Below are 13,762 nucleotides of genomic sequence, written 5' to 3'. Positions count from 1 at the left end.
TCGGCCCCCGGTACCAGAGCATTTCCTCGTGGTTTCAGTGCTGCTCCGCAACGTCTTGCGAAAGGACACCATGCGCCCGCTCCGCCTGCTGGGGGGCCTCCTCCTGGTCCTGGTGATGGTGGCGGCCGCGGTACCCCTGGCCACGCACCTCACGCCGGCCGTCCTGGCCGTGGTCGACCCGCAGCCGTCCGTCCCGCCTCCCGTTCCCCCTGCGCTGCAGGTCCCGCCGACGGCCGTTGCCGTGCCCGACGTCGTCACACCCCTCTCCGTCTCGGCGCCGGCACCGGACCCGGCGGTGCTGGGCCCGCAGCTCGACGAGGCGCTGCAGATCCCCGGCGCGGGCAGCTTCGCCGGCACCGTCGTCGACTCCGCGGACGGGCAGGTCCTCTATGCCAGGGATGCCGGGCGCCTGCAGCCTCCCGCCTCGAACATCAAGCTGTTCACCGCCGTCGCGGCCATGACGTACGCGCGGCCCGGGCAGACGCTCGCGACGTCCGTCCTCACCTCGGACGACGCCCCGGGAGCGCTCTACCTGCACGGGGGCGGCGATGTCCTCCTCGGTTCCGGCCTCTCCGATCCAGGCGCCGTGGTCGGACGCGCCGGCCTCGGGACGCTCGCCGCCGCGACTGCCGCCGCCCTGCCGGACGGTTCCGGGCCCTACACCGTCCACCTCGACGACACCTTCTTCGTGGGCGGGACCCTGAGCCCCACCTGGGCGGAGGGGGACGTGGAATCCGGTGAGGTCGCGCCGCTGCACGCGCTCGCCATCAATTCGGCGTGGCTCGAGGAGGGGCGTTCCGGGGGCCCGCGCTCGCAGGATGCGGCCCTCGATGCCGCCCGGACCTTCGCGGCGGCCCTCGTCCCGGCCGCCGCCGAGCGCGGCATCACGGTCCGTCCCGACGTGCAGCGCCACCCGGCCCCCGAGGGCGCGTCAGCCCTGGCGGCCGTCCACTCGGCCCCGCTCGCGGAGCAGATGCGCCACATGCTGGAGATCTCCGACAACTACCTGGCCGAGGCCCTGGCGCGCGTCGCCGCCGCCGAGAGCGGCCGGCCGGCGTCCTTCGGCGGCGCCACCGACGCCCTCGCCGCCGCCGCTGCCCGCCTGGGAGTTCCGGGGGAGGGGCTGACCATCGGCGACGCCGCCGGACTGTCCGTCCGCAACGCCGTCTCGCCGGCCCAGCTCGCGGCGCTCGTCCGCGGGACCACGACGTCGGACGAGCCCGGACTCGCCGCCGTCGCCCGCTCCCTGCCCATCGCAGGCCTCACCGGGACGCTGGCGACGCGGTTCGCCGCCGACGACGGACCCGCGGCCGGTGGCGCGGGAACCGTGCGTGCGAAGACCGGGACACTCAACGCCGTCACAGGCCTCACGGGGCACGTCGTCACCGCCGACGGGCGCCTGCTCGTGTTCTCCTTCCTCGCCGCAGGCCTGGACGGCACCACGGCGGAGGCGCGGGATGCTGCGGACCGGGCGGCCGCCCTCCTGGCCGGATGCGGCTGCCGCTAGCCCGTTCGCCATCAGATGAAGCAGAGTTCCCGCCCGATCCCTGGGCCCTGCCGGCAGTGGGATGTGATCGAATAGGCGCATGAACGAGCCCGCAGCACCCCGCCCACAGCTGGTCAACTGGGACGTCGCGGCCTCCACCGCGGCTTCCCTCACGCCCGCGGGGCCCACCATGAAGCCGGCAGAGATCGCACGCGCGGTCCAGAACATGCGCGAGCTCGCGGATGCATCGGTAGGCCACGTCCACACCATCTCGAGGCTCGACGCCGCACGGGACCTCCGGGACTCCGAGCTGCTCATCGTGGACCGCGCCTCGTGGTCCAGGGCCAACTCGCAGAGCTTCCGGACCCTGATGGAACCGGCCCTGGACCAGCTCGCGGCATCGCGCCCCGACGTCCTGAAGTCCGCGTCCCTGGCCCTCGGCGGAACCGTCACCGGGGCGCAGCTCGGAGCCATCCTCGCCTTCCTCTCGAGCAAGGTGCTCGGCCAGTACGATCCGTTCGTGCCCTCCCGGAACGGGCAGGGCGGGAGGCTCATGCTCGTGGCGCCCAACATCATCTCGGTGGAGCGGGAACTGAACGTGGACCCGTCGGACTTCCGCCTCTGGGTGTGCCTCCACGAACAGACGCACCGCGTGCAGTTCGCCGCCGCGCCCTGGCTGAAGGACCACATGACCAGCTCCATCGGGCAGCTCACCTCGGGCCTCATGGAGAAGGCGGATTCCCTCTCGGAGCGACTCAGCGCGGCCGTGAAGAACATCACGGCGGGCAGGGCGCGCGCCCGCGGCGAGGAAACGACGGACGGCCCACCCCCGCAGGACATCGGGGTGCTGTCGATCCTGCAGGACCCGGACGACAAGGCGCGCCTGTCGCACCTCACCGCCGTCATGAGCCTCCTCGAGGGACACGCGAACGTGGTGATGGACGGTGTCGACGGGAGCATCGTCCCGTCGGTCAAGACCATCCGCCGCCGCTTCAACGCCCGCGGCAAGTCCCGGGGCCCGCTCGAGAAGGTCATCCGGCAGCTCCTGGGGCTGGACGCCAAGATGCGCCAGTACAGCGACGGAGCCAAGTTCGTTCGCCGCGTCGTCAGCCAGACCGGCATGGACGGCTTCAACGCGGTCTGGGACTCCGCGGCGCACCTGCCCACCGAGCGCGAGATCCACGCCCCCGACGAATGGATCGACAGGATGAGCCTGCGCCGTGGCTAGGCGCCCGCGCCTGCTTCCCGCGGTCGGTGCCGCGCGCAACCTGCTCGCAGCGAGCCTCGAGGGGCTCCTGGCCGATCCGGTAGGTCCGATGGAGCGGCGCCGCGGGACCGGCGACGCGACGACGGCCCCCGCGCCTGCCGCGCGCGAGGCGGACACCCCTCCCGCCGGCGACCATGCCTCCGGTCCGACCGGCCTGCCCCTGGTCCTCGTCGCCTGCAGCGGGGGCCCGGACTCGCTGGCACTCGCGGCCGTGGCGGTGCATTTCGCGCAGACGGGGCGGTGCCGCGTCGGCGCCGTCGTCGTCGACCACGCCCTCCAGCCCGGCAGTGCGGCCACCGCTGCGGAGGCCGCCACCACGGCACGGGAGCTGGGCCTCGATCCGGTCGAGGTGCACCGCGTCGCCGTGGACCGGGAGGGCATGGGCCCGGAGGCCGCCGCACGGAGCGCCCGCTATGCCGCGCTCGACGCCGCCGCGGAGCGGCTCGGGGCGTCGGCAGTCCTGCTCGGGCACACGCTCGACGACCAGGCGGAACAGGTGCTCCTCGGCCTGGCCCGCGGGTCCGGCACGCGGTCGCTCTCCGGCATGCCGCCACGCCGCGGACTCTACGTGCGTCCGTTCCTCGAGCTGCGCCGCGCCGACACCGAGGCCATCTGCGACTTCTACGGGCTCGACCCGTGGCACGACCCCACCAACCTCGACCCCGCCTTCGCCCGGTCGCGGGTGCGCGGCGCGGTCCTGCCGTTCCTCGAGGAGCAGCTCGGCCCCGGCATCGCCCCCGCGCTCGCACGGACCGCCCGCATCCTCGGGCAGGATGCCGACCACCTCGAACACCTGAGCGCCGAGGCGTATGCCACCCTGAGGGCCGAGGGCGACGACGGGACCCTGCTGCTGCCGGAGGAGGGCCTGAAGGCGCTGCCCGCGGCGCTGAGGCAGCGGGTCCTCGCGCTTGCCGCCCTCGAGCTCGGAGCCTTCCAGCCGAGCTTCGAGCGGCTCCGGGCCGCCGAGTCGCTGCTGGACAGGAAAGGATCGGCCGGACCCGTGCAACTGGGCGGCAAGGTGAGCGTCCACCGGCAGGTCCGGGGGCGCGCGGTTCTCCGGGGAGAGCCGAGCTATGGCAATCTTGTCCTTAGCAACAGTGGCCCCGGCGTGAAGCAGTCGCGTCGTCCGACCCAGGAGTAATCGGTGGATTCCAACGACGTCCAGTCAGATCTCAAGCACGTCCTCTACACCAGGGAGGAGATCCAGCAGCGGATCAACGAACTGGCGGAGCAGATCGATGCCGACTACCAGGGCCGGGACATCCTCCTCGTGGGTGTCCTCAAGGGTGCGGTCATGGTGATGGCCGACCTCGCGCGGGCGCTCCACTCCCACATCACGATGGACTGGATGGCGGTCTCGTCGTACGGATCGGGGACCCAGTCGTCCGGCGTCGTGCGCATCCTCAAGGACCTCGAGACGGACCTCATGGGCAAGCACGTCCTGATCGCCGAGGACATCATCGACTCCGGCCTGACCCTGTCCTGGCTCAAGGCGAACCTCCTGTCCCGCGGTCCCGCGTCGGTCGAGATCTGCACGCTCCTGCGCAAGCCCGATGCCGCGAAGGTCGATATCGACGTCAAGTACGTGGGCTACGACATCCCCAATGAATTCGTCGTCGGGTACGGACTCGACTTCGCGGAGAAGTACCGCAACCTCGATTTCATCGGCACGCTGGCACCCCACGTCTACGAATAGGACATCCCCCGCTGCATGCCGGTACTACGCCAAGAGGGAACTATCGGCGCAATCCGCGCGTGGTGAATCGCAGACGGTGTATATGTTGAGGTGCTTAAAGGGCACCCGCACAGCAGTGCGCCCGCACATTGTTACTTGCATCAGCAGGAGGGACAGGGTTTGCCGCCCTGAGACGTATGAAATTCAAGAATCTCTTCAAGGGGCCCGTCCTCTGGATCGTCCTGGCAGTCGTGGCGCTCCTGCTGGTCCTCCCGAGTCTTTTCGGTACGGGCAGTTCCCGGGTCGACACCAACGTCGGGCTCCAGCTCCTCCAGGATGACCAGGTCTCGCAGGCCAAGATCTACGACGGCGAGCAGCGCGTGGACCTCACGCTGCGCGAGGACTACGAGGACATGGGCAAGAGTGTCCAGTTCTACTACAGCACCGCCCGCGCCGAGAGCGTGGTCGACGCCATCAACACCTCGGACACGGACGGCTTCACCGACCAGCCCGCCGAGAGCAACTGGCTGCTCAGCCTCGCCGGCCTGATCTTCCCCATCCTGATCCTCGGCGTCATCTTCTGGTTCCTGCTCAGCCGCATGCAGGGCGGCGGCTCCAAGGTCATGCAGTTCGGCAAGTCCAAGGCCAAGCTCATCTCCAAGGACATGCCCCAGGTGACGTTCAACGACGTCGCCGGCGCGGACGAGGCGGTCGAGGAGCTCCTCGAGATCAAGGAGTTCCTGCAGGAACCCGCCAAGTTCCAGGCCCTCGGCGCCAAGATCCCCAAGGGTGTCCTCCTGTACGGCCCTCCGGGCACCGGCAAGACCCTCCTCGCCCGGGCAGTCGCCGGCGAGGCCGGAGTCCCCTTCTACTCCATCTCCGGCTCCGACTTCGTCGAGATGTTCGTCGGCGTCGGCGCATCCCGTGTCCGTGACCTGTTCGAGCAGGCAAAGAACAACTCGCCCGCCATCATCTTCGTGGACGAGATCGACGCCGTCGGCCGCCACCGCGGCGCCGGCATCGGCGGAGGCAACGACGAGCGCGAGCAGACCCTCAACCAGCTCCTGGTCGAGATGGACGGCTTCGACGCCACGACGAACGTGATCCTCATCGCGGCGACCAACCGACCGGACGTCCTCGACCCGGCGCTCCTGCGGCCCGGACGGTTCGACCGCCAGATCGGCGTGGAGGCCCCCGACATGAAGGGCCGCGAGCACATCCTCAGCGTGCACGCCAAGGGCAAGCCCATGACCTCCGGCGTCGACCTCAAGGCCGTCGCGAAGAAGACCCCCGGCTTCACCGGTGCCGACCTCGCGAACGTCCTCAACGAGGCCGCGCTCCTCACGGCCCGTTCGAACGCGCAGCTCATCGACGACCGCGCACTCGACGAGGCGATCGACCGCGTCATCGCCGGACCGCAGAAGCGCAGCCGGGTGATGAAGGAGCTGGAGCGGAAGATCACCGCGTACCACGAGGGCGGCCACGCCCTGGTGGCGGCGGCGCTGCGCAACACGGACCCGGTGACGAAGGTGACCATCCTGCCGCGCGGCCGTGCCCTCGGGTACACGATGGTCATGCCGAGCGACGACAAGTACTCCGTGACGAGGAACGAACTGCTCGACCAGCTCGCCTACGCCATGGGCGGCCGGGTCGCCGAGGAGATCGTGTTCCACGACCCCTCCACCGGCGCCTCCAACGACATCGAGAAGGCCACCGGGACCGCGCGCAAGATGGTCACCCAGTACGGCATGAGCGAGCGCATCGGCGCCGTGAAGCTCGGACAGGGCGCCGGCGAGCCGTTCCTCGGCCGCGACATGGGCAGCGACCGCGACTACTCCGACCAGATCGCCCTCGTGGTCGACGAGGAGGTCCGCCGCCTCATCGACAACGCCCACGACGAGGCCTACCAGATCCTCACCGAGAACCGGGACGTGCTGGACCGGCTCGCCCTCGAACTGCTCGAGCGCGAGACGCTGAACCAGGCCGAGATCGCGGAGGTCTTCACGACCGTGCGCAAGCGCGACCTGCGCGAGGTGTGGCTGTCGAAGCAGACCCGCCCCGTGCACTCGCTCCCGCCGGTCACCTCCCCGAAGGAACGCGCCGAAGCCCTCGAGAGCGGCCGGCCCGCCCCCGAGTCCGTCGCTCCGCAGGACCAGATCGCCGACGCGAACATCCCCAGCGACTTCGACGTCCAGGGCTCGGAGCTGCCGTCGCCCGAGTCGGGCGACGGCCCCAGGGACGGCCGGGACAGCTAGTCCCGCAGCGACACACCGGCGGCCACAGGGCCGCCGGTGAGCAGTGCCCGACCAGAGGGAGATACCCATGACTGATTTCGACGACGAGGTGGTGGAAGCCGCCCTGGTGGCCGTGGGATCGCCCGTGGACCAGGACCGTATCCAGCGGGCGGTCCGGGAGATCCTCGCCGCGATCGGGGAGGACCCGGACCGTGACGGCCTGCTCGACACCCCCAAGCGCGTGGCGAAGGCGTACGCGGAGATGTTCGCCGGCCTGCACCAGGACGCGGGGGAGGTCCTCTCGACCTCGTTCGACCTGAACCACCAGGAACTCGTGCTGGTGAAGGACATCCCGTTCTACTCCACGTGCGAGCACCACCTCGTGCCGTTCCACGGTTCCGCCCACGTCGGCTACATCCCGTCCGAGGACGGCCGGGTCACCGGCCTGAGCAAGCTCGCGCGCCTGGTCGAGGTCTATGCGCGTCGCCCACAGATCCAGGAACGGCTGACGACGCAGATCGTCGATGCGATGATGGAACACCTGAAACCCAAGGGCGCGATCGTCGTCATCGAATGCGAACACATGTGCATGTCGATGCGCGGGATCAGGAAGCCCGGCGCGAAGACCGTCACGTCCGCCGTCCGCGGCCAGATCCGCGAGACGGCGACGCGTGCCGAGGCCATGAGCCTCATACTCGGAAGGTAGGACACCCCTATGGATTCTCTCGCCGCAGCGCCCGGAACAGGGCCGTCGACCTCACCGCTGCCGGTGATCCGGCCCGTCCGCGTGGCCAAGGCCGTCGGGGACCTTCCCGCGGACCGCGCCGTCGTGCTGGGGATCCTGAACGTCACGCCCGACTCCTTCAGTGACGGCGGCAGGTACGCCACCACCGACGACGCGATCAGCCATGGCCTGCGGATGCACTACGGCGGCGCGGACATCATCGACGTCGGCGGCGAGTCCACGCGCCCCAACGCCCGGCAGGTGTCGGTCGAGGAGGAGCTGACCCGGGTGCTTCCCGTCGTGGGGGCACTCGTGAAGGCCGGGGCCCTCGTCAGCATCGACACCATGCACGCGGAGACCGCCCGGCAGGCCCTCGACGCCGGAGCGGCCATCATCAACGACATCTCCGGAGCGGAGTACGATCCCGCGATGCCGGCCCTCGTCGCCGAGCGTCGCGTCCCGTACATCCTGACGCATCGCCGGGGGACCGCGGCGACCATGGACGGCCTGGCGCACTACGACGACGTCGTCTCCGACGTGGTGGCGGAACTCGTCGAACTGCGGGACCGCTTCGTCGCCGCCGGTGTCGCCGCCGACCAGATCATCCTCGACCCGGGACTGGGCTTCGCGAAGACGGACGAGCACAACTGGGCGATCCTCCGCGACCTCGACGCCTTCACCGCGCTCGGCCACCGCCTGCTCGTCGGCGCGTCCCGCAAGCGGTTCCTCGGCACGCTCCTGACCTCGGCCGGAAAGGCCGCGGCCCCGGCCGAGCGCGACTACGCCTCACTCGCGGTCGCCAGCCTGGCCGCCGCCGCCGGCGCATGGGGCGTGCGGGTCCATGACCCTGCCGCGACGCTCGACGCCGTCAAGGTCGCCGCTGCCATAGGCCCGCGACGGTGAGCGGACACCCCGCGCCGGGCCGTACCGGTTCGCCCTCGGGCCTGCTCGACACGGTGGAGCTGACGGGTATCACCGCCAAGGGCTACCACGGAGTCTTCGACCACGAGCGGCGCGACGGGCAGCCCTTCGTCGTGGACCTCGTGCTCCACCTGGACCTGCAGCCCGCAGGGACCAGCGACGACCTCGCCCGGACCGCGCACTACGGCGAGGTCGCCGAACTGGTCCACGGCATCATCGCCGGCGCACCCTTCGACCTCATCGAAGCCCTCGCCGAGACCATCGCCGCCGCGGTCCTGGGATCCTTCCCCGTGGCCGCCGTCGACGTCACCGTCCACAAGCCGAAGGCCCCCATCGCGGTGCCGTTCGGCGACGTCGCCGTGACCCTGCGCAGGAGCCGGGCGTGAGCACCGTGCGGTCCGTGCTCGCCCTGGGCAGCAACCTCGGTGCCAGCAGCGACACCCTGATGCTGGCCGTCGCCGACCTCGTGGAATCGGAGCACGTGCGCCTCCACGCGGTCTCGCCCGTGGTGCGGACGAAGCCCGTGGGAGGCCCGGAGCAGCCCGACTACCTCAACATGGTGGTCGAGGTGGAGACGGACCTCGGCCCGTACGAGCTCCTCGCCCACTGCCAGTCCGTGGAGGACAAGCACCACCGCAAGCGCACGGTGCGCTGGGGCCCCCGCACGCTCGACGTCGACATCATCACCTACGGGACCTGGACGTCCGACGACGAGTCCCTGACGATCCCGCACCCCCGCGCGGCCTCGCGCGCCTTCGTGCTGCAGCCCTGGGCCTGGATGGATGCGGGAGCGGAACTGGCAGGCCGCCCCGTGGCCGAGCTGGCCTCGGAAGCCGAGGACATCGCGGGCCTGGTGCCCTTCGAGGAAGTCTAGGAAACCGTGAACTCCCTTCGGTTCCGCTGGCTGGCCCTGGTGGGCCTGGTGGCCGGATTCACCGGCTGGCTGGTCAACTGGCTCGCCACCCGCAACGGCTACGGCACGCCGACCCTGCCGCTGACCTCCCTCGTCACCACCGCCGTGATCATCGCCATCACCCTGGTGTTCGGGCGCCGTGTCCTCCAGTGGCGCAACGGCAAGCGGGACCGGCCCCTCGACCCGATCCTCGCGACCCGTACCCTGGTCCTCGCCCAGGCCTGCGCCTATGCGGGCGCGCTCAGCCTCGGCTGGCACGCGGGCATCTTCGTGGACCAGCTGACGCTGCTGTCGGTCCGCTCCACCACAGCACCCCTCTGGGGATCCGTGGCACTCATGGTGGGCGGAACCCTGATGATTATGGTGGGATTGGTGGTCGAGGACTTCTGCAAACTTCCTCCGGACGACGACGGCACGGGCGCTCCGGGCCACAGCGAGGGGGAATATGCCTAGGGAACCGATCGACCCCTCCGGACTCCAGTGGGCCCGGGTATCCCCGAAGTACCTGCGCGTCCGGCTGCTCGGCTGGCTCATCGGGTCCCTGATCTGGGTGGTCCTGTGCAGCATCCCGCTGGTCCTCCGCCTCACGGGCGCCTGGGAATCCTTCCCGCCCCTGGGGGTGGCAGCGGGCCTGCCCGCCGTCGTGCTGGTCATCGCGGTCTGGCGGGGCCTCCTGCTCCCGCGCCAGGTCGCCGCGATCGGCTACGCGGAGCGCGACGAGGACCTCCTCCTGCGCCAGGGAGTCTTCTTCCAGCGCACCCTGGTGGTGCCGTACGGCCGCATGCAGTACGTCGACGTCTCCGTCGGGCCCCTCGAGCGCGCCTTCGGGATCTGCACGCTGAAGCTGCACACCGCGTCCCCCGCCACGAACGCCTCCCTTCCCGGGCTGCCCACCGAGGAGGGCACGAGGCTGCGCGAGCAGTTGTCGGCGCGGGGAGAAGCTCGGCTGGCCGGGCTGTGACGGCGCACGAACCGTCCGGCGGCCCGGCGACCCCCGGATCCGAGGGGGCCGAGGGAGCAGGACAACCGGGCCCCGTTGACCACTCCGGGGATGCCTGGCAGCGTGTCCATTTCATCTCCCCGCTCGTGCGCGGCTGGATCGCACTGGCTGCCATCGTCTACTTCGTGGGCAGGGACTGGTTCGAGGGACTCTTCGACGCCGGGACGAGGGGACGCAGCCCCCTGCCCGAGGGTGTCGGCCTCCTCCTGGCGGCAGGGGTCGTGCTCGGCGTGGTCCTCGTCATCGCGGCCGCCTTCTTCGTCTCCTGGTACTTCACGCGGTACCAGGTGACCGCCGAGCACGTGCGCGTGCACTCCGGCGTCGTGTTCCGGCAGCAGCGGCAGGCGCGCCTGGACAGGGTCCAGGCCATCGACATCGTCCAGCCCTTCCTCGCCCGGATCTTCGGGCTCGCCGAGCTCAAGTTCGAGGTGGCCGACGCGGGGGAATCCGCGGTACGCCTCGCGTTCCTGAAGCTCGACGACGCGCGGAAGCTGCGCGCCACCATCCTCGCGCGCGCAGCGGGCGTAACGGACCCGGAGCACCCGGAGGAGGCCGTCGAGGCCCCCGAACGTGAGGTCGTGGTGATTCCGCCCGCCCGCGTCCTCGGTGCCGCGGTCCTGTCCGGGACGACGATCGCGCTGGTCGTGGCGGCCGCCGTCGTCATCACCCTCGGCGTGGTGTTCCGCACGCCGATCATCGCGACGTCGTTCATCCCCGTCCTCATCGGCGTCGGGGGCTCCTACTGGTCCGCGCTGAACACGGGCTACAACTTCCGCGCCGCCACCTCGCCCGACGGCATCCGGCTTCGCTACGGCCTGCTGGACACCCGTGCGCAGACCGTTCCTCCGGGACGGGTGCAGGCTCTGGGCATCGTGCAGTCCCCGCTGTGGCGCCTGAAGGGGTGGTACCGCGTCACGGGGAACGTGGCGGGGTACGGGCTGTCCGCTTCCACCGAGGGGCAGGCACGCACCACCCTGCTCCCCGTCGGCACCCGCGACGAGGTGCTGCAGATCCTGGCCCTCGTCCTGCCCGATCCGGGGACACTCCGTCCCGTCGAGGTCTTCTCCGCCGGGATGACGGGCCGCGACGGTGAGGAGGGCTTTCTCACCAGCCCGCGCCGCGCACGATGGCTCGCACCGCTGGCATGGCGGCGCAACGGCTTCGCGGTGACGCGCACGGCCCTCCTCCTGCGCTCGGGCGCGCTGTGGCGGCAACTCGTCGTCGTGCCGCACGAGCGGACCCAGTCCTTGTCGATCGAGCAGGGTCCGATCGATCGCCGCTTCCGGGTATCAAACCTGCAGTTCCAGACGACTCCGGGCCCGGTCACTCCGCGCGTCTCCCTGGTCGACTCCGCCGGCGCGTGGGAGCTGTTCCACGGCCAGGCGGTGCGGGCAGCGGAGGCCCGGCGCCGCAGCGGGCCCGAGCAGTGGATGAAAACCCGCCCGGCGGAGCCCTCCGCGCAGGGTCCCGTCCCGGACGTCCTGCCCGAGGCGCCGGTGTACGCACCCGCAGCCGCTCAAGGGGAGGAACCCGCCGATGACCAGCGCTGAAGCGTCCCGCCGGCCCGGCAGGCTCGGCGTCGGGATCGTCGGCGCCGGAAAGGTCGGCGCGGTCCTCGGCGCGGCCCTCCGATCCGCGGGACATGCCGTCGTCGGTGTCTCCGCCGTGTCCGAGGCGAGCCGCGAACGTGCCGAGAACCTCCTGCCCGGAGTGCCGGTGCTCGAGGTCCCGGACATCATCGAACGCGCCGAACTCGTCCTGCTGGCGGTGCCGGACGACGCCCTGCCGACGCTGGTCGAGGGCCTGGCCCAGCTCAACGCCTGGCAGGCCGGGCAACTCGTGGTCCACACCTCCGGCCGTCACGGCACCGCAGTACTCGGCCCTGCACGCGCGGCGGGTGCCATCCCCCTGGCGATCCACCCCGCCATGACGTTCACCGGACTGAGCCTCGACCTCGGACGCCTGCCGGACAGCATGTTCGGGATCACCGCACCGTCCGCGGTGCTGCCGATCGCGCAGGCGCTCGTCGTGGAGATGGGCGGCGAGCCCGTGGTGATCGAGGAGGAGTCGCGGGCGCTGTACCACGCGGCCCTCGCCCACGCCTCGAACCACCTCGTCACGATCGCCGCGCAGTCCGCGCAGCTCCTCGCCGACCTCGGAGTGCAGCACCCCGACCGCATGCTCGGGCCGCTCATGAAGGCGTCGCTCGAGAACGCGCTGTCCTCGGGGGAAGGTGCGCTGACGGGGCCGGTGGCACGGGGTGACGCCGAGACGGTCCGCGCGCACCGGGCCGCCCTCGAGGCGCACGACGCCCCCGACACCCGCCAGGCCTACCTCGGGATGGCACGCGCCACGGCGCTGCGGGCGCTCGAGCGGGGTGTCCTCACGCAGGCGCAGGCCGAGGCGATCCTCGCCGCGCTCGCCGACGCCCGCGGCACCGGGGGTCCGCCCGGCCCGCCGGACAGAGCTTCCGGCCCCCCGTCCTGATCCCGGGACCGACCCGCCCAGCAACCCGCCCAGCACCTCTCCCAGCACTCCTGCGCGGCGCCGCCCGCGCCCGCCCCCGACCCGTGAAGGACCATCCCGTGACCTCGACCGGCCCCGACAGCCCGGCGACCCCCCTCCTCGTCTCCACTCCGGCCGACCTCCGCGCGGTGACGACCCGGTTGCTCGAGCAGGCCGCGGTCCGGCGGGGAGCGGCGGAAGGGCCGCCGTCGCTGGGCCTCGTGCCCACCATGGGAGGCCTCCACGCGGGCCACGCCTCGCTCGCGTGGACCGCGCGTGCCGCGAACGACGTCGTCGTCGCCTCGATCTTCGTGAACCCCCTGCAGTTCGGCGACGCCGCCGACCTCGACCGCTACCCGCGGACGCTCGACGACGACGTCCGGCTCCTGGGCGGATGCGGGGTGGACGTCGTCTTCGCCCCGTCGGTGGAGGACATGTACCCGGGCGGAGAGCCGCTGGTCCGGGTGGGCGCCGGCCGGATGGGCACCGTGTTCGAGGGCGCGTCGCGGCCCGGGCACTTCGACGGCATGCTGACGGTCGTGTCCAAGCTCCTCAACCTCGGGCTGCCCGCGACGACCGCGGACTACCGCGCGTACTTCGGCGAGAAGGACGCGCAGCAGCTCGCGCTCGTCCGCCGCATGGTGCTCGACCTCAACATGCCGGTGCGCATCGAGGGCGTCCCGATCGTCCGCGACGCCGACGGGCTGGCCCTGTCGAGCCGCAACCGGTTCCTCGGCCCCGAGGAGCGGCGCGCGGCCCTCGTGCTGTCCCGGGTGCTGGGCGCCCTGCGCGACCGTGCCGCCCGCGGCGAGCCCCTCGACCTCGCGGGAGCCCGCGCCCAGGTGGCGGCAGAGGACCTGGTGGACCTCGACTACCTCGACGTCGTCGACCCGGTGTCCTTCACTCCCCGGAGGGAGGATCGGACAGGAGAAGCGCTCGCCGTGGTCGCGGCACGGGTGGGTGCGGTCCGCCTGATCGACAACATCGTCCTGCCCGTTGTGGCCTGACCCACATCGCCGGCCGCAGACACCGCGTGC

14 protein-coding genes are annotated in these 13,762 nt (G+C 71.4%); all 14 read left to right on the top strand.

The window, feature by feature from the left end; translation table 11 throughout:
* Nucleotides 1-70 precede the first annotated feature (70 nt).
* Nucleotides 71-1,507, top strand: a complete 1,437-nt coding sequence (gene dacB / locus P5G52_RS02410; RefSeq protein ID WP_301224386.1) for a D-alanyl-D-alanine carboxypeptidase/D-alanyl-D-alanine endopeptidase — start codon at nt 71-73, stop codon at nt 1,505-1,507.
* Nucleotides 1,508-1,586: 79 nt separating this feature from the next.
* On the top strand, nt 1,587-2,714 hold the full coding sequence (locus P5G52_RS02405) for a zinc-dependent metalloprotease (protein WP_301224385.1): 1,128 nt from the start codon (nt 1,587-1,589) through the stop codon (nt 2,712-2,714).
* Nucleotides 2,707-3,894 (top strand): tRNA lysidine(34) synthetase TilS, encoded by a 1,188-nt coding sequence (tilS, locus tag P5G52_RS02400; RefSeq protein WP_301224384.1) that lies wholly within the window; start codon nt 2,707-2,709, stop codon nt 3,892-3,894. The genes P5G52_RS02405 and tilS overlap by 8 nt, the downstream gene beginning before the upstream one ends.
* A gap of 3 nt (nt 3,895-3,897) precedes the next feature.
* Complete coding sequence (gene hpt, locus P5G52_RS02395) at nt 3,898-4,449, top strand: hypoxanthine phosphoribosyltransferase (RefSeq protein WP_087072299.1); 552 nt, start codon at nt 3,898-3,900, stop codon at nt 4,447-4,449.
* 176 nt (nt 4,450-4,625) lie between these two features.
* Nucleotides 4,626-6,683 (top strand): ATP-dependent zinc metalloprotease FtsH, encoded by a 2,058-nt coding sequence (gene ftsH, locus P5G52_RS02390; RefSeq protein WP_301224383.1) that lies wholly within the window; start codon nt 4,626-4,628, stop codon nt 6,681-6,683.
* Nucleotides 6,684-6,750: 67 nt separating this feature from the next.
* Complete coding sequence (folE, locus tag P5G52_RS02385; RefSeq protein WP_301224382.1) at nt 6,751-7,368, top strand: GTP cyclohydrolase I FolE; 618 nt, start codon at nt 6,751-6,753, stop codon at nt 7,366-7,368.
* A 9-nt stretch (nt 7,369-7,377) separates the two neighbouring features.
* Nucleotides 7,378-8,289, top strand: coding sequence for a dihydropteroate synthase (gene folP, locus P5G52_RS02380; RefSeq protein ID WP_301224381.1), 912 nt, complete (start codon nt 7,378-7,380; stop codon nt 8,287-8,289).
* A complete protein-coding gene (gene folB / locus P5G52_RS02375) occupies nt 8,286-8,693 on the top strand; it encodes a dihydroneopterin aldolase (RefSeq protein ID WP_301224380.1) in 408 nt (135 codons plus the stop codon). The genes folP and folB overlap by 4 nt, the downstream gene beginning before the upstream one ends.
* Nucleotides 8,694-8,752: 59 nt before the next feature.
* Nucleotides 8,753-9,181 (top strand): 2-amino-4-hydroxy-6-hydroxymethyldihydropteridine diphosphokinase, encoded by a 429-nt coding sequence (gene folK, locus P5G52_RS02370; protein WP_435868688.1) that lies wholly within the window; start codon nt 8,753-8,755, stop codon nt 9,179-9,181.
* Between the two features lie 6 nt (nt 9,182-9,187).
* A complete protein-coding gene (locus P5G52_RS02365; protein WP_301224378.1) occupies nt 9,188-9,673 on the top strand; it encodes a DUF3180 domain-containing protein in 486 nt (161 codons plus the stop codon).
* Nucleotides 9,666-10,181, top strand: a complete 516-nt coding sequence (locus P5G52_RS02360) for a PH domain-containing protein (RefSeq protein ID WP_301224377.1) — start codon at nt 9,666-9,668, stop codon at nt 10,179-10,181. The genes P5G52_RS02365 and P5G52_RS02360 overlap by 8 nt, the downstream gene beginning before the upstream one ends.
* Nucleotides 10,178-11,770 carry a PH domain-containing protein gene (locus tag P5G52_RS02355; RefSeq protein WP_301224376.1) on the top strand — a complete coding sequence of 531 codons (1,593 nt, stop codon included), beginning with the start codon at nt 10,178-10,180 and terminating at the stop codon, nt 11,768-11,770. Before P5G52_RS02360 ends, P5G52_RS02355 begins: the two co-directional genes overlap by 4 nt.
* The gene (locus tag P5G52_RS02350; protein ID WP_301224375.1) at nt 11,757-12,707 is read left to right on the top strand and encodes a Rossmann-like and DUF2520 domain-containing protein; all 951 of its coding nucleotides are present in this window, start codon (nt 11,757-11,759) and stop codon (nt 12,705-12,707) included. The genes P5G52_RS02355 and P5G52_RS02350 overlap by 14 nt, the downstream gene beginning before the upstream one ends.
* Nucleotides 12,708-12,805: 98 nt before the next feature.
* A complete protein-coding gene (gene panC, locus P5G52_RS02345) occupies nt 12,806-13,732 on the top strand; it encodes a pantoate--beta-alanine ligase (protein ID WP_435868633.1) in 927 nt (308 codons plus the stop codon).
* Nucleotides 13,733-13,762 lie beyond the last annotated feature (30 nt).

This window comes from Arthrobacter burdickii, from assembly GCF_030433645.1.
Classification (GTDB): Bacteria; Actinomycetota; Actinomycetes; order Actinomycetales; family Micrococcaceae; genus Arthrobacter_D; species Arthrobacter_D burdickii.
The sequence above is the reverse complement of the archived record's forward strand: the minus strand, read 5'-3'. Positions and strand labels throughout refer to the sequence as shown.